Below are 22,240 nucleotides of genomic sequence, written 5' to 3'. Positions count from 1 at the left end.
GGGTTGGTATTCTATGGTTTTTTGGCGGCTTGCTTGCGCACAAAAACGAAATCGCCACTCTCGTGGCCTGAGTTCCGCAGCGGATTATATTCCGGGGTCTGATCTGCTTTGCCCGCCACCCGCTCCTGAACAAAATCGCGAAACAGTTCCGCACCGGTAAAACTGTTGCGCTCAATTTTCGTAAGTCCGGTAAGAAACACTCGCGCGAAAACCGAATGCCCGTCACCACCGCCATCGGCGACCGGCTCGTTCCCACCGCTGGCCATCAAGGTGCGTGATTTCCCCGCCTGCATCTTTTGCAGAAAGCGGTCGCGCTCAGAAATTTCTCCGACTGCCAATCCCAGGCTGCGATAAATCGTGCCCGAGTAACAACTGTCTGAAACTATCAAAACATGTCGGGCCGGAATGGCTTTGACGTTACTGGTGATGTCGTCGGCGCTCACCCAGTTGGCGCTATCTTCGCGCCGCGCATCGATGGGCAGCCAGTATGCCTTATCAGCCTCACGATCAAAGTGACCGTGACCCGCGTAGTAGACCAGCAGGTTGTCGTTGTGATCGAGTTTCTGCCGGTAGAAACTGATCGCCTGGAAGATGTCCTGCCGGCCGGCATTCAATATGAGTTTCGTTTCAAAGCCGTATCGCTCGCGCAAAATCGAATCGACTACGCGCGCATCAGCGACTGCGGTTTCCAATTTAGGCAGATGGCGGTAGGAATTGTTGCCGATGACTAAGGCGTAGTAGCGGCCGGGACTAACAATCGGAGCCTCGGCCGGCGTTTCGGTAGTTCTCGCTGCGGGGGGCAAAGGTTCAGTTTTCTTAGCCGGTTCCTCGTACGCCGATTTTTCGTACGCATCCATCCAAGCTTTCACGGTCCGATCCGTGTTGTTACATCGTTTCAGAAATTCCGACGCAGCTTCGTAAGCGACGTCCGGATTCGTCTCGCGGTTATCTTTGTAGGTCTTGTACAGAACCGGACACGGTTTGTCGCGCAACTGCGCGTGCGCCAGGCCGGGTAAACCAAAAGCCAGCAACATAAGGACGAACATCAAATTTCGTCTCTTGGTATTTAAGTTTACGAGCATGTTGTCCTCCTTACCGCGACCAACGCGCATCACAAACCTGAACGTTCGAGGGCGATCTCCGTCAAGTCCTCAGGATTGTATCGAACGGTAACCATCTGACCGGGCTGAAACTTGTACACGGACGCTTCGGCAATCACATTGCCGTGCGCCTGAGCCGTGAAAGCAGCGGCGCCTGCTGGTTGCACTTCTACAATCAAATTGGCCGCGGGATTGTTGCCGTTAACGTTGACCCCCATCGGCATGTATTGAAGTATCTTCGCGGGCGCGGACACGCCTGAGCTGAGGATGCGCTCGTTCTCTGCCTGATATCGCGACAGCAGTTGCTCGGCTTGCTGTCTGTTCATCAACCCCGGACCGCTGTCCGCGCTCGAGCCACCGATTACACTGACAATCGCCACGTTCGTAGGCTGGGCCGGGTCGTACTTCACTTCCAGTTGCGCGCCCGGTTGAAACATGGGCATCTGCACGATTGACACCGTTTCTTTTACCTCAGCCTGAAACGGAGCGCCCGTGGTTGGTTGAACTTGCAGCAGCAGGCCCACGCGCGGGTTGTCGTTGATGCGTGTTCCGGTATCCCAGAGTCGGACTATGGTGGCGGTGGCGGCCACGCCGGTTTGCAGAATTCGCTGTTTGACTCGCCAGCGAAAAAACATCGCGCCAAACACCAGTGCAAGGATGAGGAATGTGAATCCGACAATCGCCACGGGAATGATCCAACCAAGATTGTTAATGTCCATAATTGTGATCACAAAACTGACGGTTTGGTTGATGGATTTTGCGCCGGGAATTATTGTGAATTTGCTGCTGCCGCCCGGCGGTCTTTTGCCTGACAAGCTGCTCTAACCTGACTAGGTTTCGCGCGCGTAACTAACGGTTAACATCTCCCATTGATGTCCGTCAGGTTCGTTCCAGTACACGCCCCGGCCGCCATTGAAAGTGTTGATTCGAAAATCGACCGAGCCGTGAACATTGCTGCGATACGCTATGCCGGCGGCTTTGATCCGTTCAAGAATCGCGTCGAATTCATCTGCCCCGACGCGAAAGCAGTAGTGAATCAGCGGAAACGGATCCGTCCATTCATCAAAGTCGAACGTCAATCCATCATTGATGTACACGGCCGAGAATGGGCCGACGGTCGTTTCCGACCACGGCACTCCGAGCAACTCTCCGAGCAGCCTGGCAGCGGCGACTTTGTCGCGCGACGGAATCATTATGTGATCGAGTTGAATTGCCATCGCAATTCACAGTGGACCGCTTAACTCGCTACTTCAGCGTCCTGCAATGGATGGTGTTTCGACGGCAGGTTCTCGCGTCCCCATTTCAGGACGCGGCTCATCCAGACAAGCTCATCCAGAAAATCTTTGACTCTTTTCCCGTACGCGGAATCCAGTAAGACGCCGTTCTGATCGAATTTCTCGTGCACCTTCGGGAAATTGAGATCGGCGAACGTCACGGCCAGACCCAGCTCGCGCACCATCGGCACCAGCGACTCAACGACGCGGGTTCCTCCGAAAGTCCCACCCGAGATGCCCACAAGCGCAACGGCTTTGTGGACGTATTCTTTGAGCAGCAGATCGAGCACGCTTTTCAAGGCTCCCGGATAGCCGTGGTTGTATTCCGGCGTGACAATCACCAGTCCATCGGCGCGATTGATCGCGTCTCGCCATTCAGGAAAGGCATCCTTGATTCCGGTTCCGTAGTCGTCTTGCGGGAGGGCAAAATCCATCACATCGAAAAGTTGCGTTTCGATCTCGGGCCGCTTTTCCATCTCACCGTGCAGCCAATTCGCGACGAAGACACTTTTTCTGTCTTTCCGATTGGTGCCGAGGATTAGCGGCAGGAAAAGTTTGCTGTCCAGGTAAGTGTCCATAACAGGCATCAGCCAAGTGATATATCCGTTCGACGAAGTCCGCGGAGCGGACGTCAGCGTAAAGCCTGGGGCGCAAGCCCCAGGAAGCGTCGGCAAACATTCGCGCGAGCCCGCGGAGCGGGCGACAGCCTAACATCAGACGTTGCGATCGTCATATTCAATTGCGTTAGCATTCAAAACATACAGCGGATTTGCTGCGAAACGATTCGCATATGATTGTACTCCCAGGGCTGTCACCCGCTGCGCGGGCTCGTCGCGTTCGGTGACTTGATCCTCGGGTTCCGCTCCGCTTCACCCCAGGGCGGGGCCCCTGGCCGAGCAGCTCGGCTGGGGTGCTAGACTTTATGCTGACGCCCGCTCCGCGGCCTTACTCACCCGGATCAATGGGATAGGGGGCGTTTAGGTCCTTGTTCGGTTCGAGAATCATCTGCCGGCGAGAATAATCGATGATTACTTTGAAGCGGCGAAAGATCTCGCCGCCGATCACGCCGTCACCTTCCTTAGCCGCGCCGTCACGTTCCGGATGACGTACGAGTCCGACTGTCGGATTAGTGAAAACAAGTTTACGCAGCTGAGCGGTTTTGGCTCGCCCGACCACAATTTGCTGCTCACCGCCCGCGCCACGACCGGTGCTCTCTTTAATCTCGGTCATCGCCGCAACCAATCCGTGTTTCGTGACGACCGAATTGTTAAAGATGAATGCGCGGTCGGCGCCTGTGTCCACTCCCAGTACAGCGTTGAACGGAGCGCCTTTCGGCGGTGTGATCGTGACATGCACCAGAGGAATTCTCCGATCGTCCAGGACGAGGGGAATGACTTCGCCGCGGCCTCTGTACGAGTAAGTTCGCGGGTCGTACAGATTCATGATCTTCTTCAGGTAATCGATCTCAACCACGAAAGCATTGATGAAGTCATAACCGATCACTCCGTCGAATTCGAACCCGGGTGGCACGGGAAAATCGATCATCCCAATTTGCTGGTTCGAGACTTCAGCGCCGGCAACTTTCAACGAAACGCCCGATGTAAGACTGCCTTCAATAGCTCCACCAGTCGCGGTGCCGCTCACTTGTTCCTCCGGCTTCAATCCTAATTCGGACCCGCGCCGCGAATGAAGTATCGTGTGCGACGCGCCGGTGTCGAAGATGAAACGAAGCGGCTTTGAGTTATTCACGGCCACCTGCATCAGGATGATGTTGTTATCGATCTCGAGGGGAATGTTCAGCGCGCTGTTGCCCGACGTGAACCGAGCATGCGGCGCCACCTGACGTTGCCGATTTAAAGAGCCTTGGTCCGGCAACTGAGCGGAAGGACTTGGCGGAAATGAAAGAACTAAAACCCAGACTGAGAGTGTCAGTATGAGCGTGCGCAAATTAACGCGATATCTCACCCGCTTATTCTGCCATATGAATGAAGATTTAGCCGAGATGCGGCGCCCAATCGATCGCAGTGGCTGAGCAGTGGTCGAAGCGGGAGTCAGTATTCAGTTTCAGTCATTTTCTCAGAATTTCCACAACAACCTGAGGACGGGTTTGATTTTGACCGTCGAGCAAGTATGAATTCCCTTTTCGCAAAAATTTATTAAAGAAAGCCAAAATATACTCGTTAATGACTTTTGCCCGGAACTGTCGTTCGGCGAGCGTCTCATTCGTTGGATTTGCTTCGAGCAAAGGAATGTCGCTGAAACTTCTATGAGTGCCGCCACGAACGACGGCGAAGTAAGCGCCTTGCTTGAGGACCGCTAAACGGTCTTTGAGAGCAGGTTTCCAAAGCTCGAGCATTCGGCGGCGGTCTCTCGCATCGTATTCGCTCCGATTAAGGCCCATGATGGTCAGCTCATAATCAGTTGCAACCGAATTCTTCGTGAAGAATAAAAAGGGTTGTCTTAAATTCTCGCCTTTCGAGTTAGGCAGGAAGGCATTGCCCTGGGCCAGACCGTCAAGATTCGCACACGCCTTTAACCGTAGATCTTCAGCACAAGCGATCGTTACTGATTGGCCGCCGAACGAATGTCCTAAAGCACCGCTGTTGGCGATATCCAACTTCCCCTGGAAAAATCCGTCACGGTTTAACCTGTCCAATTGATTAATCACAAACGAAGTGTCTTGCGCCCACCCTAAGCGTCGTTCATCGAAAAACTGTTTTCGCGCGTCAGCCGTCCAGGAATCCGAAACCGGTTTGTCCCACAGACTGGTTTCGTAACGAATAATCACACCATCAGAGAATTTGAAGTCTTCCGCATCGTAAGCATGATTGATTGCCGCTACGACGTATCCGTTACTGGCCAGATTCTCAATGATCGTCGCGTACCTGGAAATACTATTTCCAAGACCTGGTGAAAAAATGATCAGCGGTAACGGCGCTTTGGATTTAGCTAGTGGAACGTCTGCCTTTGCGTGAGTGCGGATCGCGCGAAGGACGTTGAGATTAGGGTTTTTGGCTTGTAGTTCTTCCACATCAGGATAGTAAACTGCCGCCGCACCGCGATTGCTCGATCTGGCCGGATACCACAATTGCACAAACAGTTTGCGTCGATCTGCTTCGTCGGGAGTTATTGCCTCCGCCCGACTTTCATCCGTCCAATGGAAAGTGCGTCTGCCAATCGGAAATGGACCGGTTGGTTTTGGGAGTTCAACTTTGCCCCTGGGAACAATGGGCGCCAACTCAGCCGATTTGCTCAAAAAAGAATCATCGACTCTTCTCAGGTTCCAATTTCCCGAAATGGGCCGGTCGTTTGCAACAAGTTCAATCGAACCGCTCAGGGCGTTGTTCTGGAACTTACCGAAGAACTTAATTTGCTCTTTAAATACTTCTGCCTGAAAGGAAACGTCTGCGCCCTGGATGACGAAATTCTGAACCGGTGCGACGCTTTCCTGGCCGTAGACATTCACGATTAGCTTAGAGTCTGCCCGGTCCTTCTGGCTTGTAATCTTCAGTCGGATCGCTGCCAGACTGCCGGGCGAAATAAAAGTTCCAGCCCAACTACCTTCGACATCGGCAGCCAGGGAGCTCGTGGAAAGCAGTAAAAGTAAGAGGGGGGCGAAAGGTATTCTGAGCGTCGAATAACTAACCAGCATTGAATGACTCCAGTGGTCCGGGTTCGAATTTCCCAAAGTCAAATGCAATCTTTCAAATACCTATACTTCGTTTAAAGCAGAAACGTTGAAACCAAAAAATGAAGATTCGCCGGAAATCATAGGGCTCGGGTTTCCTTCTCCCTGTGTGAAACGGCGATCAGACTCTTAGCATGGCATTCAATTCTTTCCGATAGATGTCGAAGTTTCTTGTTACACGGCCGCCGAGTTTCTCTGCGGTCTTTCGCGAGGGCCAGTTATCATCCATCACCACTGTGTAGCTGGCAGTCTTGTAGCCACGCTCAATCATCGCGAGATAACTCTTAGCAGCCAGCGCCAGATTCACACCACGCCCTCGGTATTCCTTCTTCACGCCGATAACCAGGAGGACGCCATGATCCACTTTCGCAAGGTGCTGCTGGAACTCAGCGAAGTTTTCTTCGATGCTCCGGCCTCGCATCGGATGAAGCGCCTGGTTAAGGTCGGGCAGCGAATAAACAGCGCCGGCGGTTTGCCCGTCCGCCTCAGCGAAAACCATGAAGTCGGCCACCAACAGATCTTTCATTTCCACCGTCAGGCCGCGCATGACTTCAACCGGCAGGGGCATGAATCCGAAATGCGCACTGAAAGTCTCGTTGAAGATCTTTGTGAAGTCTTCATTCTCCTGTTCCAGCCGTTCGAAGTCACAGGAGCGCAGTGAGATTCCCGAGCTGGTCACGCGCTCAACCATTTCGCGATAGCGTTCAGCCAATTCAGAAGTGAATTGAATCTGATACTGGACGACGCCCTTCTCAGTTACGAAGCCGCCGTTCTTGATGTAACTGTGGTAGTACGCGGGATTAAAAGTGTGGAAGATGGTCGGCACCTGGTCGGAAGCGTCAATGGTGTAAGGCATCTGAATTCCCGGCAGCATCGACAGCCGCGCCGCCTCGCAGCCTCGGCTCTTGAGCCAGTCACCCGCCGCGCGCAGCAGCGACTCTACGGCTTCATTCTGATCGGGCAACGCCTCGAAGAAGAAAAGATGGCCCATGCGTTCGTTCCAGTGCCGGTCGTAAACCGGACTCGTCGCCGCCGTGACCGTTGCTAACACACGGCCGTTGTCCTCGGCCCAGAAAGGCTGGATCTGCAGCTCGGGGCCGAAGCCGGCTCTACCGGCCAGAATCTTTGTCAGATGATGAGCATCTGGCGGGACCCAATGCGGATTGTCGCGATAGACTTCCTGTCCGAAGTCAACATAACGCTGGAACTCTTCAGCAGTGGTAAGTGGCCTGACATTCATAGGCGTAATCCTCTTCGCATTTTAGTCCGGTGAGCGGACGGGAGCCTGCCTCGCAGGCTATCAATACCGCCAACTCTTCAAATCCGCTCCCGGTGGTGCAGTTTTTAACATACGCTCAACCGCGCGTGGCATGAACATCTGGTGATAGCGCAGTCGCGAGAGCGCGTTGGGACGAGTGTGGTCGCCGTTCCAACAGTGCTCGGCGCGAGGTTCGTAATCGACTTCGCCGCCGTATGCAGGATCTTTCGTCGTCTTGAGAAAGTCTTCGACCAGGTACACGGCGTTGTTTAGATAATAGTTGTCTGCTTCGCCCACATAGATATGAAGTTTTCCGGCGAGCTTCGGCCCAAGCTTCTGCCAATCGCGTTTCAGGATGTAACCAAGATCGTAATGCTCGCGCCAGTGCTCAGCCACAGACCGATCAATCTCTCCGGTCAGCTTGTTCCAGATGGGTTTGGGATAACCGTCGGCGCCCACCGGCGAATAGACAGCCTCCCAGATGTCGAACTGCCCGCCGGAGCGGCTCTTCGTTCCCAAGGCCAGCTCCATGTGATTCATGTCTTCGATCGTCGCTGCCAGCTCGCCCAGATAGTTTCGCTTGCCCGGCCGCGGCGTTCTCTTCCACGAATCGTCGATGTAGTAAGCGTTTTTATGCCGGTAGATATCGACGACCATGTAGGCGCGAAAATCGATCGGGTCGGGACACGCGATGTACGCGCCGTTGTATTCGTCGGGATAGAACACCTGCGCGGCCATTGCTTCCCAGCCGCCCGTCGATCCGCCGTACATGAAGCGCGCCCAGCCTTTACCGATGCCGCGAAACTTTTCTTCAATGTAAGGAATCAACTCGTAAGTGATCGCATCGCCGTACGGGCCGAGATTAGCCGAGTTCACCGCGTACGAATCATCGTAGTAAGGATTCGCGTGCTGGATCTCGAGCATCAGCATGCGGGGAAAGTTCGGCCCGGTCCACTCTTTATAAAACTGATGCGCGTGTTCCTGGACAATGCGGTTGTAGCCTTCGAGTTTGAAGCGCTCGCTGTAGTCAGGTTTGAGATTTGGATCGGGCGGCGTCTCGCGAAAGTTTCCGATGTCCGCCGGAAAGTGCCCGTGGAAAATCGCCAGCGGGTAACGCGCATCCGGATGTTCGTCAAAGCCTGCGGGTAAGAGCACGTGCGCGCCAATGTGCATCGGCCGTCCCCAGAATTCAGTGAGCAGCTTGCTCTGAATCTTGACGTGCTTGATGTATTTCGTGTCTTTGGGTGGCTCAATCGGCGGAATGATCTTGTCGAGAGTGATTTTGATCGATGCATCCTTGCCCGGATCAATGGTGAGCTTGAGCGGCGTGCTGTAGAGATTTCCCGGCGCGCGGCTCCATTGCTGGCCTTCGCCGCGATCCATAGGCAGCTTCACGGTGTGCCCGTCTTTACGTTTGAAGGTTTCGTAAACGTGCAGCAGCGCCTGCACCCAGTACTCGCCCGGCTTCAATTGCGAAATCGATCTGACCGGATAACCGAAGGCGCCGGCGTCGACCGTCGCGGTCTGGCCGGGGTTTAAACTATCGACGTCGATACCGAAGACCTGCTGTGTGGTTGGGTCTTCGGAAATTTGCAGCCGCGGCTCGCGCGTGTTGTTGTTCGAAATGAGGAGAAGCATCCGCCCATCAAGAGGCTTCGCGCTGCTCGCGGCAGGAACTGAAATCTCGAAGCGAAGCTTGTTTTGGGCTGATGCCGAAGCTGCAAAGGCCGTCGCAAAGATCAAAGACGCGATTGTTACGATAAAGCTCTTCTTCTTCATGGCGGCGAGAGGATATGGCAATCCCCGCCATCCAGCAAGAAACCATTCGTGCGTCAGCCTGGCGCGCGTCAGGCCTCATGCACCCCCCTCTCGCTTCAGCAGGGTGTAGGCACCCGACGAGTGTTCGTTCGGCCGGTCAACGGCACAACAGGATTGCAACCCGAAGGGTTGCTAGAGAGTAGCCGGGGGTCGCAGCGAAGCGCAGCCCCCGGAACGCCAGAGTAGAGTTCGGCACCCTGAAGGGGTGCAAACGAATAAAGCGAACTCTCTCGAACTATTTCGGTGTCAGAAACGTCGTGCTCTGGGCGGTGTAATCGAACTCATAGTTGTAGGTGAAAACGGGGGTTGAAATCGGCCGGGTGAATTGCACGCGCACTTCCATGCGCCCCTCTTTCTGGGCGGGCGTGATTACCGCGTTGTCTGGAACATTGTGGTCGGCCTTGCTCTTGGAAATCTGATCGGTGAGCCAGGCTCCGTCGTAGCCCTGGGCCGCCGCCAGGTTCACCTTGTTCTGCATCGCGTCCTTGAAATAGTACGCGTCGACGGCCACAGGAATGTACATAACGGCGGCGTAACCGGCGATCGCGACAATGGCCAGAAAGATGATGAGCTTCAGGCGCGCGCCGCCGCGTTCGCCTCGGTGGTGAAGTGTTTGGTTTTTCATAGCAAAACTATTTCGATCTTAAGCCTGCGGCTAGAGCAGAGCGAAGAACGCTCGGTTTGATTTCCGCGGAATCAACAATGCGGGGTTTGCCGATCCTTTCAAGCAGGACCCATTTCAATTTCCCTTCAACGACCTTCTTGTCGGCGGTCATCGCTTTAGTGATCTGAACAGCCGAGAGATCGTCAGCGCTCGGCAGCGCCCCGCACAACGCGACCGCCTCGCGCAACAATTCTAACTCGCGGGACGGGAGCATGCCTAGACTTTTTGACAGCTCGCCTGCGACCAGGATTCCGTAACCGACCGCCTCGCCATGACGGAAGCGCCGGTAATCCGTGACTTTTTCGAGCGCATGCGCCGTTGTGTGGCCAAAATTCAGGATGCGACGTGAGCGCCGATCGGTGCGTGAAACGTCCTCGCGTTCGTCGCCGGTGACAATGGAAGCCTTGAAGCGAACGTGGGCCGCGATGGTGGCGGCCAGGTCGGTACGCATGCCTCCGGCTTGCAGCACTCCGGAGGAGTGCGTACCCGCGCGCAGCAGCCGCATAGTTTGATCGAACAGATTGCGGCTGCCGACCGCACCCTGCTTCACCATCTCGCAGAACCCCGCAGTCAGCTCGCGTCGTGGCAGCGTGCGCAAAGTGTCTGTGTCGATCATAACCAGAGCCGGCTGATGGAACGCGCCGGCCAGGTTCTTTCCGTATCGCAAGTTGATTCCGGTCTTGCCGCCAACCGACGAATCGATTTGCGCAAGCAGTGTCGTCGGCACTTGCACGAACGGTACGCCGCGCAGATAAACGGCTGCGGCGAAGCCCGCAAGATCGCCGACCACCCCACCCCCAAGCGCCACGACGACGTCGCTCCGTTGAAGCCGGTTCTCGGCAAGGAATCCAACGACCCGATCAAGAGTTGGGAATGATTTATGAAGCTCGCCATCGCCCACGAGCAGAGGCTTGACAGTGAAGCCCGCGCTTCGCAGACTGCGGATCGCTGGTTTGCCGTATAAGTTGAAAACGGCTTGATTGGAGACGATTGCGACGGTGCGCGCCGTCTGGCCGCCGCTTTCGCGGATCGCCGGTCCCAGGTCGCCCAGCAATGCGGCGCCGATTCGGATGTCGTAAGTCTTTGATTTCGCCGGCAGGCGCACTCGGACGGTGGGCATGGGCTCAGACTTTATTACAGCCGGGCGGTCTCCGAAAGCCCAGCCCGTTTGGAATGCGGCCGCAATTGGCTCTTTTATTTTGCTAGTTATCTCTGGTTTCCAGAGGCGCGGAGGCTTCGGCTGCGCAAATCGAAGGCCGGCGGCTCAATTGCCCGGGCCGCCAGATGAAAGGGCTTAACATGATACTTCGCAAGACTTTACTGTTTGGTACCGTCGCCGCAGTTCTTATCGGTGTATTCGCGACGTCGTCGGCGGCGCAGCAGAGAACGCGCGGCGCGGGCGCGCCTTCGCTCTCCCTGATGGCTGAACCATCCGTCGTTCGCAATTGCGAAGGCGACGCGTCGACCGTCCGGTTGAACGCGAATGCGAGGTCGAATTCCGGAAACGCCATGAACTACAAGTGGACCGCCAACGGCGGCCGGATTTCCGGAACCGGCGCTAACGTCACCTGGGACCTGGCCGGCGCGCGACCCGGTGTTTACCAGGCCGTCGTCGACGTTGACGAAGGTGATCCAAACTGCGCAGCGTTTTCTTCGGTAGCCGTGGTTGTGACTGAGTGTCCGGTGGTGCCACCGCCTCTGCCACCGCCCAGCTGCCCGACGGTCAGCGTATCTTGTCCGGACTCCGCGAGTGAGAATGCGCCGGTGACCTTCAGCGCGAATGTCAGCGGCGGCTCGGGCAACGTGACCCCGACTTACAATTGGACGATCACCGCCGGCCGCATCATCAGCGGTCAGGGCACAACCAGCATCACCGTTGATACGGCCGGTTTAGCTGGTCAGACGATTCGGGCGACGTTGGATGTTGAGGGTTACGGAATGCCTTGCCCGGCGAGTTGCTCAGTTTCACTGCCGATCGACCTCAAGCCGCGCAAGTTCGATGAGTATTACGACATCGCGCGTAACGATGAGAAAGCTCGGTTAGACAACTACGCGATTCAAATGCAGAACGAGCCGGGCGCGCAGGCCTACATCATCGTCTATCCAGCCCGGAAGGCGAAATCAAACGCCGCGCAAGAGCGCGCTACGCGAATTTCCGATTACCTGGTTAATTCGCGCGGCATCGACGCCAGCCGCCTCACCGTCACGATGGGCGGGGCGAGAGAGAATTGGATGATCGAATTGTGGATCGTTCCCCAGGGCGCACCGCCTCCGGTGCCTCAGCGGTAAAAGTTTTTCCTGCGGGTGACTTGACGGCGCGATTCCCCATTCCTCGGGAATCGCGCCATTTTTTTTGCAAGAGAATTGGAACCGGATTCGCCAGTTCGTGTTCTCATTCACACCTCGCTTTAGCGAGTGGCTGCGACGCCACTCCCCAAGTTAACGGTTTTAACCGTTTCCATTAAGCCGTTGAAACGGCTACCAGCGTTGGTTCTTCCTCTGAACACCTCGCTGAAGCGAGGTGTGAATGAGAGTTACGTCGCCAATGAAAGATCTCTCAATCAGGACACATACGTCCTATTGAAGATTAATGGTGGAAGCTAATTCTTCCGAAGATCCGAAGTTTCAACGATCGATGCGCGGCACCTTAGTTTCGTTTGGGATTTTTATAATCGTGTCCTTCTGAACGTAAACAACGAAGCGCTTGCCTTCCGGCAGCACAGCTTGTTCGCCGCGCTTGAACCCATGCATCAAGGCGAGCGGCGCTCCCACGATCGTCGGGGCCAGCAACGCGCCCATCACTGCCGTCCTCGTCGCCACTTCGGCGCCGTGGCTCTGTCCCGTCACTCCTTGTTGACCTCCGGGAAAATCCGGATTCGCCATCAGTGACACGCGTGTCAAATCAACTGCGACGACGTCTCGCATCGTCCAGGTAAGCTTACCGGCCTTACCCCAGTGCCCGGCGCGTTTCGCTTTGGCGATTTGGGCGGTCACGAGCGCGTTGCTGCCAATCACAATCGAATCGCCGATCTTGACCGGCACCAGTACGCGAAAGCTAATCAGATCGCCCAGCTTCGCGTCCTTCGAACTAACGTCGTGCGTGGCCTGGATATCGAGCGCTGTTCCCGCAGGGATTTTCACCTCGAGAAACTGCGGTCCTGGCGCTGGGGCGGTGGCCGCCGGCGACTCTTGGACAGGATTTGCTGCGCCAGATGTCTCGGTAGCGCTCTGGGGGCGCACCGCCGACGCTGTCAGCAAACAGAGTAACGTTAGGAAAATTGCTCTTTTCAAAGTTCGAACCTCCCGGGGAAATCTCAAAGCCTTCCCGGGAAGGGCAAACCGAATACCACGCAAAGCGAGCTAACGGTTCTTCTCGTCGTCCTCGATCTTGCGTTTCAGGTACTTCGGTGTTTTTAGAAAAACGGGGAGAGTCGCCTTGAACGAGGAGAGATAAATCTGGAGAGAGCGTGGCTAACTCTAACTAGACTCCCACAGCCTCTTGTTCCGGCTGCGGTTCTTCGACCAGGTAGGGAGAAATGTTAATAGGCTTCTCTTCGATGTCTTCGGCGAGTACAGCGTTTATTATCGGCAAACTCAGCGAATGCTTCTTCGGAATATTCGGCACGTTATGACCGGCGGCATAAACCGGATGGCGTTCGTTTTCTTTGTACCACTCTGACAGGTTCGCGGTCTTGTGCATGTTCTCGATAATCTGCCGCCAACCGACGCCGGTGTTGTAAGCGCAGAATGAAATCTCGCCTTCCTGCGTGCCGTATGGAATCACACACATTTCAGTGCGCCGGAAATCGTAATTGAACAGGTCCTGGAACCACATGCCTTCGACGCAGAGCACGCGCCAATTGTCAGCCAGGGTGTCCTGGCCGGCGCTGGTCATGCGATCGTTGCGGTCCGAATTTGAATTCGTCGAAGAAGGCTTGAACAGATTAATGATTTGCGAAATCGGAAAGCCTTCCGGCGCTTTGCTCGCGTCGAAATTGCGCATGATGGCCATGCCCAGCTGCGCGTACGAGAGTTTCTTGCCGCGCGCCGTATCGGTGATCACCGCGACGTCCTTCATAAACTGTTCGTAGTTGAAAAACTCGAACAGCGATCGGAAGTCGCCCGTCTGCTTATTCACCACGGCGAGGGTGAAGATGCCGCAGTTCGGATGGCAATTACATGACGACCAGCCCCAAGGCGCATCCGCACCCTGTAGCATGTCCATCACACTGGTGAACGCCGAATAAGACGAGAGCGGGAACCAATCACGCAGCGGTTGAATACGTCCGCCGAGCTGGTCCTTTAAATCGTGCGTCATGCCCGCGAGCGTGTAACGCCACTTGCTTCGCATCTCGTCTGAGATGTCTTCATCGCGGCCGGTAAATGAAACCGGTTGGAAAGCAATCGTCTGGACCTTGTCGATATTCTTGGCCGCGAACTCAACGATCTGTCCAATCGCATCGTTGTTGATGCTGTTGACGATAGTGACGACCAGCGTGACTTTGATTCCTACGTTGTGCAGGTTCTCGATCGCGCGCACCTTCACGTCAAACAGATTGCCAACCCCACGATGTTTGTTTTTCTCTTCGCCCACGCCATCGAACTGCAAGTAGACGCCGTGCTGACCAGCCGCCTTTGCAGCTTTGCAGAATTCAATATCTTCGGCGAACCGGATTCCGTTGGTGGCGGCGAGAATTCGATAGAAGCCGGTCTTCTTGGCGTACGCCACTGCATCGAGGTAGTAAGGCGATAACGTCGGCTCGCCACCCGAGAAAAGAATGATTACCTGGCGGCGCGGTTTGAACGAGACAGCGCGATCGAGGATCGCTTTCGTATCTTCGAAGGTCGGCTCGTGAACGTATCCCACCTGGTTCGCGTCCATGAAGCATGGATCGCACATCATGTTGCAGCGATTCGTCAGGTCAACGGTCAACACCGCCCCACGTCCAAACTTGATGTTTGAAGTGCCGTGCTTATGTACGTCTTTGTCTTCCGCAGCGCGAAAGTCTCGACCGAAGAACAACGATTCAATTCGCTCGAGGAATGCCGGGTCGGTAGACATCACGTCCGTAAACTCGCCGTGCTTCGGACAAGTCTTCCGCATGATGACCTGGCCGTTCTCTTCCAGAATCTGCGCTTTCAGTTCGCCGGGATGCTGGTGCATCAGCGTCTCGAGCGTGGTCTCGCCGGAAATCACAGCGGTGCGCACTTCCTTAACGCAACGCGGGCACAGCGAATCGGTTTCTCTGGGGAAGCCAAGCGGCGGCGCGCTTCGTTCGTAGGATTTGAGCAGTGGCCCCGGCGCCCACTTGGGCCGGATGGCTTCACCTTCGGGGAGAAGGCGGTTTACGGATTGAAAAGCCTTCCAGGCAACACCTGACAGAGCCGAGACGACTTTCGACCCGGTTACACCAGGCATTTTGCCTTTATCTGACTCGCCTCGACGAAATTGATCGCTAAACAATGAAAGCTACTCCTCAGCGCAATCCAGACGCACTCACGCGCGTCCGGGGTTATTAGGGCGCAAAACCACGTATTAGTCGCCGCAAATCAAGAATATGAGACATCGGCGATAGCCCTCATGATAGTTTGGCTCGCCGATCATAGCAAGACAAAAACCCTTCGGAGTCGGAACAATTGCCCTTTTTCCTCGGAAATGGGGCTAACTCGGTCATTTCGAGCACTTCGGAAACGGCTTCTCAAGTTGCGAATCAATCAATGTGTCGCCGACCGCGCAGATTTCAACTTTCTTAACGGTCGGAAACTGGCGCGCCGTCATCTCGATCGCTTTGGCAAAAACGAACGGCCCTTGCGAGCCGTAGTTCGTGGCTCCTTCAGGCTGATAGAACTTGATCAAAGCCACGCCATCCTTCAGCGTCACGCCGGCCAGTCTCATTCCAAAAGTCGGAAGAGTCAGCCCCCGATCCTCCTCTTCCTTTGAAAGAGTCGTGCCGAACAGCCAACCCATCGTCATTTCAAGCACGTTCTCACCGATGCTTCGTCGTGTGACGGCGACTAGCTGGATGTCGGGTTTGTCACTGTTCGCATCCCACAGATAGATCTTTGTTGTACGTGCTTTCGGTGACCGGCTCGGAGCATTAAGGTTTGGACGCCGGTTGTAGATCACTCGATTGCGAAGCAACCGTTTCAGGTCGTGCGTTTCAATCTTGTAAGGGGTGACTTTGGTTTTCGCAATCACCTGATTAGACGGTCCCGGTTTCCAACCTCGCTCATCGTTGATCGCTTCAAAATCGTCGGCGCGATAATTTGCGAGCGTTATGTTGTCACCATTGATAGCCGTGACCTCAGCCCACCTGCGAAAGAAGACCTCGCCGCGCTTCGGATCAACCACGGCGAAGTATGATCCGCCGAGCCCGCCGTCCCCCATCGCGACGAGTAAAGCCGTAGCCCCGGTGCTCGTCTTCACTTCCTGGACGGCAACTATTCCCACGGTCTCAGACAAAATCTTTCGGATGGAGCGAGTCGCAACGTTGTAAATCCGCAGCGACTGGCCTTCATTCTCGAAACCTCCCGCGCCGTCGTGACTCGAGAAGACGACGTCCTGTCCGTCGTTGATTAGCCACGCCTCAAACGCTTCGTTGTAGATCTTACGTTCACGTCCTGCGACGGTAATGTAGAGTTTGCCGCCGGTCGAAGTCGCAGTGTCCACGACGCGAAAACTCGAGGCGGTGGCGCGCGCGGCTGGCCGCTGGGCGAAGTTCGCAAACAGCGGGACGGTGGCTAAATGAGACGCAGTTAAGACCGCCAAAGAGAGACCCGCTAAGCGTAGTTTGTGTGACATCAATCTCTCACGATGGTGCGATGTGGATGAAAAACCCGTTGAGATTAGCAAATGCGCCGGCCGCCTGCACCTGTAGTGTGCTGATTTGCTTTTCTCTGTGCGTGCTCTGTGGCCCTCGGTGTCTCTGTGGTGGTAGTTTCTTAAGGATAATTCACCACAGAGACACGGAGTTACACAGAGTCCCACAGAGATTTTGAAATTGGGACACAACGACCGCACCCGCTGGTTCGCGGTTCTCGGCACTGCGTTGTACTATCTGCGCTTCACGATCCATTCTCATGGCTGCAAACGAGAAACGAGTCTCGGAACTATCAGACCACGTTGCCGGTACCGTCATCGGCGACGGCGAGGTGGTGATTCACCGCGTAAACAGCCTGGAGGCTGCGGGCGAAGGCGACATCGCCTACGTTGCGGATGAGAAGTTCTTTGCAGCTGCGGCGAGCTCGAACGCCTCGTGTGTGATTGTCCCGGAAGGCGCCGCTTTAGAGTTGCCATGTGCGATCAAAGTGAAGAAGCCGAAATTGGCGTTCGCTTTGATGGCCGAACTCCTGCATCCGCCGAAACGCCGGGAGTCGGACGCTCATCCATCAGCGGTGATTGCCGACACTGCTGATGTCGCCCTGACCGCGTTTATTGGACCCCACGCGACTATTGGCGATCACAGCACGGTCGGCGGCGGCACTCAAATCCTGTCGGGCGTCACGATCTGCGACAACGTCTCCGTCGGGACCGACTGTGTAATTCATCCGAACGTCGTCATTTACCACGATGTGACAATTGGCGACCGAGTGATTCTGCACGCGGGCGTTGTCATCGGCGCTGACGGATTCGGCTACGTTCGCGACGAAGGCAGCCATCACAAGTTTCCGCAGATCGGCACGGTCGTAATCGAAGACGATGTTGAGTTGGGCGCCAACACCTGTGTCGACCGGGCAGCGCTCGGCCGCACGCGCATCGGCAAAGGTACAAAGCTCGACAACATGGTGCATGTCGGCCACAACTGCGACATCGGCGAACGGGTGGTAATCGCCGCGCAAACCGGCATCAGCGGCAGCGTCACGATCGAAGACGATTGTGTCATTGGCGGTCAGGTCGGTTTTGGCGATCACATTCACGTCCAGAGCGGCGCCATCATCGGCTCGAAAGCCGGAATCTTGCCGGGGAAAATTGTTCGCCCCGGCGTCTGGTGGGGAATTCCGATTCAGCCGCTGGACGAATACAAGCGCCTGAATGCTCATTTTGGACGCTTGCCGCAGATGCGAGATCAAGTCAAAGAATTGAATGAACGCGTCGCAAAACTGGAGGAACCCAGTAAGAAAACCGACTAGACCTTGTCCTGATAAATTCAGTCTCCCGCCAATCCCCTTTTCACGGCGTACTAGCAAAGAAAACTAATTGACTTCGGCGTGTTTGCCATTATAGTGGCGGCCACAAACTGGCTCCCGGCCGCACATCAACCGATGTCTCCGACCGCCAGCCTTCGGTCATTCAACCCTCAACTGAAGGAGAAGAAAATGAAACAGAAAACGAGAAGCCGTATTAGGACAACGGTTCTATTCTTGACGTGTCTCGCGGTCCTGGGGATGGGAAATGGAAATCCAGCCACTCGCGTTGGCGCCACGACCTGCACCGAAGCGTGGGACAACTGGCTGAGTGCAGAGTGGGGTTACATGTCAGCTCGCTGGAGTTACTTTTATGGCAGTCCCGAAAGCTGTGACTCACAATGTGGACACTTCTTACCACACGACCCAACAGGATTTGCAGACTGCGTTAGCGAATGTAACGCAGATCGACTCGCAGCACTCGGAGCAGCTGAGATCACTATGTTTAGCGCTGCGGAGATGACTTGCGAGCCGCTACAGGTTGACGAATGCGACCACGCGCAACTGACGTATGAAAGTTGTTTGAATACGTATATCAATGCGCAGTGGCAGAGTCCTGAGGAATATGATGCTGTCCTTGCGACGTATACGGCTTGCGTGACAGCCAGTAAGATTGATATGTGCCGTTGAATCGCCGTACGATCCGAGGACTAACCGGCTGGAAAGACAAAGCGCACCAGACACTGCGTGTCGATGTTGTTCTGGTTTTGGTTTTGTAGGTTTGGGCAAACTCCCACCCTGCCCGCTGACCCCAGTAGGCGCCTGCTTATTTGCCGCCGAACGCGATCTTCGCGTAATTTAAAAGCCGAAACGCGCGACGAATTCAGTCCCAGGGAAACTGGAAACGGGCCTTGCGTTTTCCACAAAACTTTCTGGAAGCACACGCGTGGTTTTCCATAAAAGTTTTGGAATTTAGTGCACGATCTTCCAGAAAAAAAGTCGTTGACAACCAACTTGCCGGTGCGCGAATCTGAGTTCCCAGCTTCGCACTCCCGCGAAGTCATTTCCCCTCGGTTACAAGCAATCATGAAAACTCCAGCGACCCTTTTTATCGTCACGCTCGTACTCTCCGCCTTCGTCAGCGTATCCGCTCAATCAGTTGCCCAGCAAACACGACCGCGAATCGTTTCGGCAAAGCCCAAACCGGTTAACGTCGCGAATCACACACGTGCAAAGCAGGAACCGGCCCAAAAGCCCGCGGTTGAGAGTCCAAACAAATCCAATGGGAACCGCTTAGCACCCAACCGAGTTCGTGCGCGCATCGACGAAGCGAAGCGCATGTTTAAGAGCCGGCCGCATCCCACGGCAATGACTTCTCCGGCGCTGTTCTATGTGACGATCGCGGCGATGATCCCGGACAATTCGCACATTCACCTAATCCGTATCCCGAAAGAGACGTTCCTGAAAAAGGGATCTGAGCTGCCATCGATCTCGAACCTCGGATTGCCGGTGACCGTGCGCATTCTCCGGGCAAATGGCGTCAACACAGCCGTCACAATCTTCGACGAGAAGAACCGTGCGCTGATGCCGCTGGTTGTTGAATATCCGATTGAGCGCAAAGGCGTCTTTCGCGAAATGGCCTATTACACGTCCGCGCACCCGGCTTTGTTGAGCGCCGATCTCACGAAATCGGGACAGTCCTACGTCAACTCGATGGTTGACCTCGCGGCTAAGCGTCTGAAATCCAAAAACTTTTCGGTCGCACCGCACCTGGTCGAAATCGCGAAGAAGCTTTGCATCGTCGAGCACGTCGATCACGAACGCTTCCGCAATGAGAACCGGATTGCCCTCTACGACGAGATTTATTCGCTGTACGCTTTGAATGAACTCGACACATATCGTTTTTCGGTGAGTTCGGCCGGCGCGGGTGGCATGGTGCAGATGATTCCCTGGACGTACCGGCTGATGCGCGAACGTCACGGCGCCATCGGGCTGAATCCCGACTTCGTGCTGGGCATGCGCAATCACGGCAACGCGCTCGAAGCAATGCTGCTCTACATGCAGGACACCTGGAACGATCTCGTGGCCAATGAAGAAGTGCGGGCGGGACTCGAATCAAAGCAGATCACTCCGCATGAGTTGATGGCGGCAGGCTACAACTCAAACGCGGCGAAGATTCCTGGTTACATCCGGCGCGGCGGCATTCCCGGCTGGAAAACCCTCATTCCACGTGAGACGCAGATGTATCTCCAGATTTATCACTCGTTCGACACGTTGATGAGGGCGAAAGCGAATCACGCGCGCCGGGTGGCGAAGCGATAGTTACGTTGGATAGTTTAGCAGTGGGCTACCGCCCGCCGGGCGGACAGGATGTCCGCGCTTCCAGCTGATACGCCTGGCTAACGCCGGGCGTTTTCGTTTTGCGCTTTCCTGGACTTTCAACTATCTTGGCCCTCCACCCCAAAATCCGGTCGAGGAGCCGCCAAGATGAAGCGAACTGTTCTCAAGCTCACTGCCCTAACGCTGTCGGCTATGGCAGTGTTCGTCATCTCAAACCGCAACACGCAGGCCGAGTTTGGCGCCGCGGCCGTTGCGCCCCAGGAGAAACCGGTCGAGCAGACGCGAAAGAACATCAAGGTATTAACCGGACTGCCGGACTCACAGTTGATCCCGGTGATGAATTTCATGTCCGCGTCACTGGGGCGACGCTGTAACTTTTGTCACATTACTGACAAGGGGCGCGACGGATTCGCCCTCGATGACAAACCGGAGAAGAACACCGCGCGCGAAATGATCAAGATGGTAATGGGCCTGCACAAGCAAAGCTTCCCCGGCGCGAGCGAGATCAGTTGCTTCACTTGTCATCGCGGACAAAACCATCCGGTAAATGTGCCGCCACTGCCGCTTCCGACTCCATTACCGCGACCGCCCGCAACTCCGTCTCCGACACCCGGGGCAGCGGGAACTCTTCCGGGTACCACACAAGAGAGTCCACCGCCGTCTCCGACCGCCGATACAATTTACAACAACTACATTACGGCGATTGGCGGCCAAGCCAACGTCGACAAGATCAAGACGCGCACGGTCAAGGGAGCCGTGGCTCAACCGAACGGCACCGTCACAATTGATATTTCGCAAGGCGCGCCGGACAAATTTCATATCAAGGCGATGACTCCGGGCGGCGCGTTCGAACGCGGATTCAACGGCAGCGCCGGCTGGGAGAAGGGCCCGCAAGGCGTGCGACCCCTTTCACCTGCTGAAGTAGCACAGTTGCAGAACTCCATGGGCTTGTTACGCCACATCCGCCTGAAAGAACAGTTCACCAGCATGCGTGCCCGGGGCAACCAGAAGATTGGCGACCGCGTAGCTTACCTGGTGATTGGCACGACGGCCGACAACCGGCAAGAGCGATTGTTCTTTGACACTCAAACAGGCTTGTTGTTGCGCCGGATCTCTTACATGGCGACGCTGCTGGGACTGATTCCGGAACAGATCGATTTCGAAGATTATCGCGACGTGGATGGCGTGAAGTTCCCCTTCACGGTGCGCGTGTCGTCTATCGAAGTCGGCAATCCCGTTTCCACACGCACTTTTTCCGAAATGAAACTCAACGCGCCGGTAAGCGAAGCCATATTCAACATGCCGGCGGCAACTCCATAGTCATGACACCCGAGGAACCACAGCAACCGACACCCACGCGCGTCAGTATCATCGCGCGCGTAGTCTCCGCATTTTCATACGCCCTGCCGGCGCTCGGCGCCGCGGTCAGTGCCATGCTTCTTTTGGGTGTGTTGCGCGCCATGCGCAACGCCGAAGGGGCCGGGATCGGCGCCGTTGCGGCAGGTATTTCCGAGGCGAACCTCGCTATTCTCATAACTCTTTACCTTGCCATTTTCGTCGGCGCTGCCGGAGTGGTGATTGGTCTGGTGCGATTGTTTACGACGACGACCACGGCCTCACCTTCCGCGTTGTACTACCTGATTGCGGGAATCCTCGGCCTCGTACCGATGTTCGCGTTGTGGTACGCGCAATCACTTCTGTTGAATGCGATCTTTCCCCAATCAACAGGCGCCGGAGTTTCCGAGGTCGCCGGTCAAATAACTCTCTTCTCGATTGTCGCGATTGTCTTAGGCGGCTTGAGTATTCTGATTGTGCTGGCCAGCTCGTTTCTGCCGTTGCCCGCGATACTGCGGGCGAAAAGGAAGTGGGCTCCTTTGATTGCGCTGCTCGTGATGGAGAGCGCAATTATCGCGATGACTGTCGTCTATCACCTGCGGACGGCCTGGCTGTATAGCAGCTTCCGCGACTATTGAT

The 22,240-nt window shown here is 55.6% G+C and carries 18 protein-coding genes; 5 read left to right on the top strand and 13 right to left on the bottom strand.

Annotated elements, in window-relative coordinates:
* Window positions 1–11: 11 nt before the first annotated feature.
* The 10 genes from VFX97_01140 to aroB all read right to left on the bottom strand — a co-directional run bounded on the left by VFX97_01140 (window position 12) and on the right by aroB (window position 10,922).
* Window positions 12–1,082: a caspase family protein gene (locus tag VFX97_01140; GenBank protein HEX5701804.1), complete on the bottom strand. Its 1,071-nt coding sequence runs from the start codon at window positions 1,080–1,082 to the stop codon at window positions 12–14.
* A 29-nt stretch (window positions 1,083–1,111) separates the two neighbouring features.
* Entirely contained in the window at window positions 1,112–1,819 is a 708-nt protein-coding gene (locus VFX97_01135) for a DUF3592 domain-containing protein (GenBank protein ID HEX5701803.1), read from the bottom strand.
* Window positions 1,820–1,930: 111 nt separating this feature from the next.
* On the bottom strand, window positions 1,931–2,317 hold the full coding sequence (locus tag VFX97_01130) for a VOC family protein (protein HEX5701802.1): 387 nt from the start codon (window positions 2,315–2,317) through the stop codon (window positions 1,931–1,933).
* Window positions 2,318–2,337: 20 nt separating this feature from the next.
* Window positions 2,338–2,961, bottom strand: a complete 624-nt coding sequence (locus VFX97_01125) for an NAD(P)H-dependent oxidoreductase (GenBank protein ID HEX5701801.1) — start codon at window positions 2,959–2,961, stop codon at window positions 2,338–2,340.
* A 358-nt stretch (window positions 2,962–3,319) separates the two neighbouring features.
* A complete protein-coding gene (locus tag VFX97_01120) occupies window positions 3,320–4,213 on the bottom strand; it encodes a pepsin/retropepsin-like aspartic protease family protein (protein ID HEX5701800.1) in 894 nt (297 codons plus the stop codon).
* 229 nt (window positions 4,214–4,442) lie between these two features.
* Complete coding sequence (locus VFX97_01115; GenBank protein HEX5701799.1) at window positions 4,443–5,612, bottom strand: hypothetical protein; 1,170 nt, start codon at window positions 5,610–5,612, stop codon at window positions 4,443–4,445.
* 571 nt (window positions 5,613–6,183) lie between these two features.
* The gene (locus VFX97_01110) at window positions 6,184–7,302 is read right to left on the bottom strand and encodes a GNAT family N-acetyltransferase (protein HEX5701798.1); all 1,119 of its coding nucleotides are present in this window, start codon (window positions 7,300–7,302) and stop codon (window positions 6,184–6,186) included.
* 60 nt (window positions 7,303–7,362) lie between these two features.
* Entirely contained in the window at window positions 7,363–9,099 is a 1,737-nt protein-coding gene (locus VFX97_01105) for a hypothetical protein (protein ID HEX5701797.1), read from the bottom strand.
* 274 nt (window positions 9,100–9,373) lie between these two features.
* On the bottom strand, window positions 9,374–9,763 hold the full coding sequence (locus VFX97_01100) for a hypothetical protein (protein HEX5701796.1): 390 nt from the start codon (window positions 9,761–9,763) through the stop codon (window positions 9,374–9,376).
* Between the two features lie 7 nt (window positions 9,764–9,770).
* Window positions 9,771–10,922 carry a 3-dehydroquinate synthase gene (gene aroB / locus VFX97_01095; protein ID HEX5701795.1) on the bottom strand — a complete coding sequence of 384 codons (1,152 nt, stop codon included), beginning with the start codon at window positions 10,920–10,922 and terminating at the stop codon, window positions 9,771–9,773.
* Between the two features lie 179 nt (window positions 10,923–11,101).
* On the opposite strand from aroB, the gene VFX97_01090 reads away from it, so the two are divergent.
* Window positions 11,102–12,091 carry a hypothetical protein gene (locus VFX97_01090; protein ID HEX5701794.1) on the top strand — a complete coding sequence of 330 codons (990 nt, stop codon included), beginning with the start codon at window positions 11,102–11,104 and terminating at the stop codon, window positions 12,089–12,091.
* 336 nt (window positions 12,092–12,427) lie between these two features.
* Here VFX97_01090 and VFX97_01085 read toward each other — a convergent pair whose 3' ends face one another.
* The 3 genes from VFX97_01085 to VFX97_01075 form a co-directional block, all read right to left on the bottom strand.
* Window positions 12,428–12,943, bottom strand: a complete 516-nt coding sequence (locus tag VFX97_01085; GenBank protein ID HEX5701793.1) for a hypothetical protein — start codon at window positions 12,941–12,943, stop codon at window positions 12,428–12,430.
* A gap of 340 nt (window positions 12,944–13,283) precedes the next feature.
* Window positions 13,284–15,266: a radical SAM protein gene (locus VFX97_01080; GenBank protein HEX5701792.1), complete on the bottom strand. Its 1,983-nt coding sequence runs from the start codon at window positions 15,264–15,266 to the stop codon at window positions 13,284–13,286.
* A 207-nt stretch (window positions 15,267–15,473) separates the two neighbouring features.
* On the bottom strand, window positions 15,474–16,604 hold the full coding sequence (locus VFX97_01075) for a hypothetical protein (GenBank protein ID HEX5701791.1): 1,131 nt from the start codon (window positions 16,602–16,604) through the stop codon (window positions 15,474–15,476).
* A gap of 278 nt (window positions 16,605–16,882) precedes the next feature.
* Here VFX97_01075 and lpxD point away from each other — a divergent pair, with 278 nt between their 5' ends.
* The 4 genes from lpxD to VFX97_01055 all read left to right on the top strand — a co-directional run bounded on the left by lpxD (window position 16,883) and on the right by VFX97_01055 (window position 22,239).
* Window positions 16,883–17,932, top strand: coding sequence for a UDP-3-O-(3-hydroxymyristoyl)glucosamine N-acyltransferase (gene lpxD, locus VFX97_01070; GenBank protein ID HEX5701790.1), 1,050 nt, complete (start codon window positions 16,883–16,885; stop codon window positions 17,930–17,932).
* A gap of 1,080 nt (window positions 17,933–19,012) precedes the next feature.
* On the top strand, window positions 19,013–20,248 hold the full coding sequence (locus VFX97_01065) for a hypothetical protein (protein HEX5701789.1): 1,236 nt from the start codon (window positions 19,013–19,015) through the stop codon (window positions 20,246–20,248).
* Between the two features lie 165 nt (window positions 20,249–20,413).
* Window positions 20,414–21,586 (top strand): c-type cytochrome, encoded by a 1,173-nt coding sequence (locus VFX97_01060; GenBank protein HEX5701788.1) that lies wholly within the window; start codon window positions 20,414–20,416, stop codon window positions 21,584–21,586.
* A gap of 2 nt (window positions 21,587–21,588) precedes the next feature.
* Window positions 21,589–22,239, top strand: a complete 651-nt coding sequence (locus VFX97_01055; GenBank protein ID HEX5701787.1) for a hypothetical protein — start codon at window positions 21,589–21,591, stop codon at window positions 22,237–22,239.
* Window position 22,240 lies beyond the last annotated feature (1 nt).

It is taken from the genome of Pyrinomonadaceae bacterium (assembly GCA_036277115.1).
Lineage (GTDB): Bacteria > Acidobacteriota > Blastocatellia > Pyrinomonadales > Pyrinomonadaceae > UBA11740.
The sequence above is the reverse complement of the archived record's forward strand: the minus strand, read 5'-3'. Positions and strand labels throughout refer to the sequence as shown.

Coding starts and splice junctions, on each gene's coding strand:
- VFX97_01110 (HEX5701798.1), bottom strand. CDS start 7,302: ATGAATGTCAGGCCACTTACCACTGCTGAAGAGTTCCAGCGTTATGTT.
- VFX97_01065 (HEX5701789.1), top strand. CDS start 19,013: ATGAAAACTCCAGCGACCCTTTTTATCGTCACGCTCGTACTCTCCGCC.
- lpxD (HEX5701790.1), top strand. CDS start 16,883: ATGGCTGCAAACGAGAAACGAGTCTCGGAACTATCAGACCACGTTGCC.
- VFX97_01130 (HEX5701802.1), bottom strand. CDS start 2,317: ATGGCAATTCAACTCGATCACATAATGATTCCGTCGCGCGACAAAGTC.
- aroB (HEX5701795.1), bottom strand. CDS start 10,922: ATGCCCACCGTCCGAGTGCGCCTGCCGGCGAAATCAAAGACTTACGAC.
- VFX97_01075 (HEX5701791.1), bottom strand. CDS start 16,604: ATGTCACACAAACTACGCTTAGCGGGTCTCTCTTTGGCGGTCTTAACT.
- VFX97_01140 (HEX5701804.1), bottom strand. CDS start 1,082: ATGCTCGTAAACTTAAATACCAAGAGACGAAATTTGATGTTCGTCCTT.
- VFX97_01090 (HEX5701794.1), top strand. CDS start 11,102: ATGATACTTCGCAAGACTTTACTGTTTGGTACCGTCGCCGCAGTTCTT.
- VFX97_01125 (HEX5701801.1), bottom strand. CDS start 2,961: ATGCCTGTTATGGACACTTACCTGGACAGCAAACTTTTCCTGCCGCTA.
- VFX97_01060 (HEX5701788.1), top strand. CDS start 20,414: ATGAAGCGAACTGTTCTCAAGCTCACTGCCCTAACGCTGTCGGCTATG.
- VFX97_01105 (HEX5701797.1), bottom strand. CDS start 9,099: ATGAAGAAGAAGAGCTTTATCGTAACAATCGCGTCTTTGATCTTTGCG.
- VFX97_01055 (HEX5701787.1), top strand. CDS start 21,589: ATGACACCCGAGGAACCACAGCAACCGACACCCACGCGCGTCAGTATC.
- VFX97_01135 (HEX5701803.1), bottom strand. CDS start 1,819: ATGGACATTAACAATCTTGGTTGGATCATTCCCGTGGCGATTGTCGGA.
- VFX97_01100 (HEX5701796.1), bottom strand. CDS start 9,763: ATGAAAAACCAAACACTTCACCACCGAGGCGAACGCGGCGGCGCGCGC.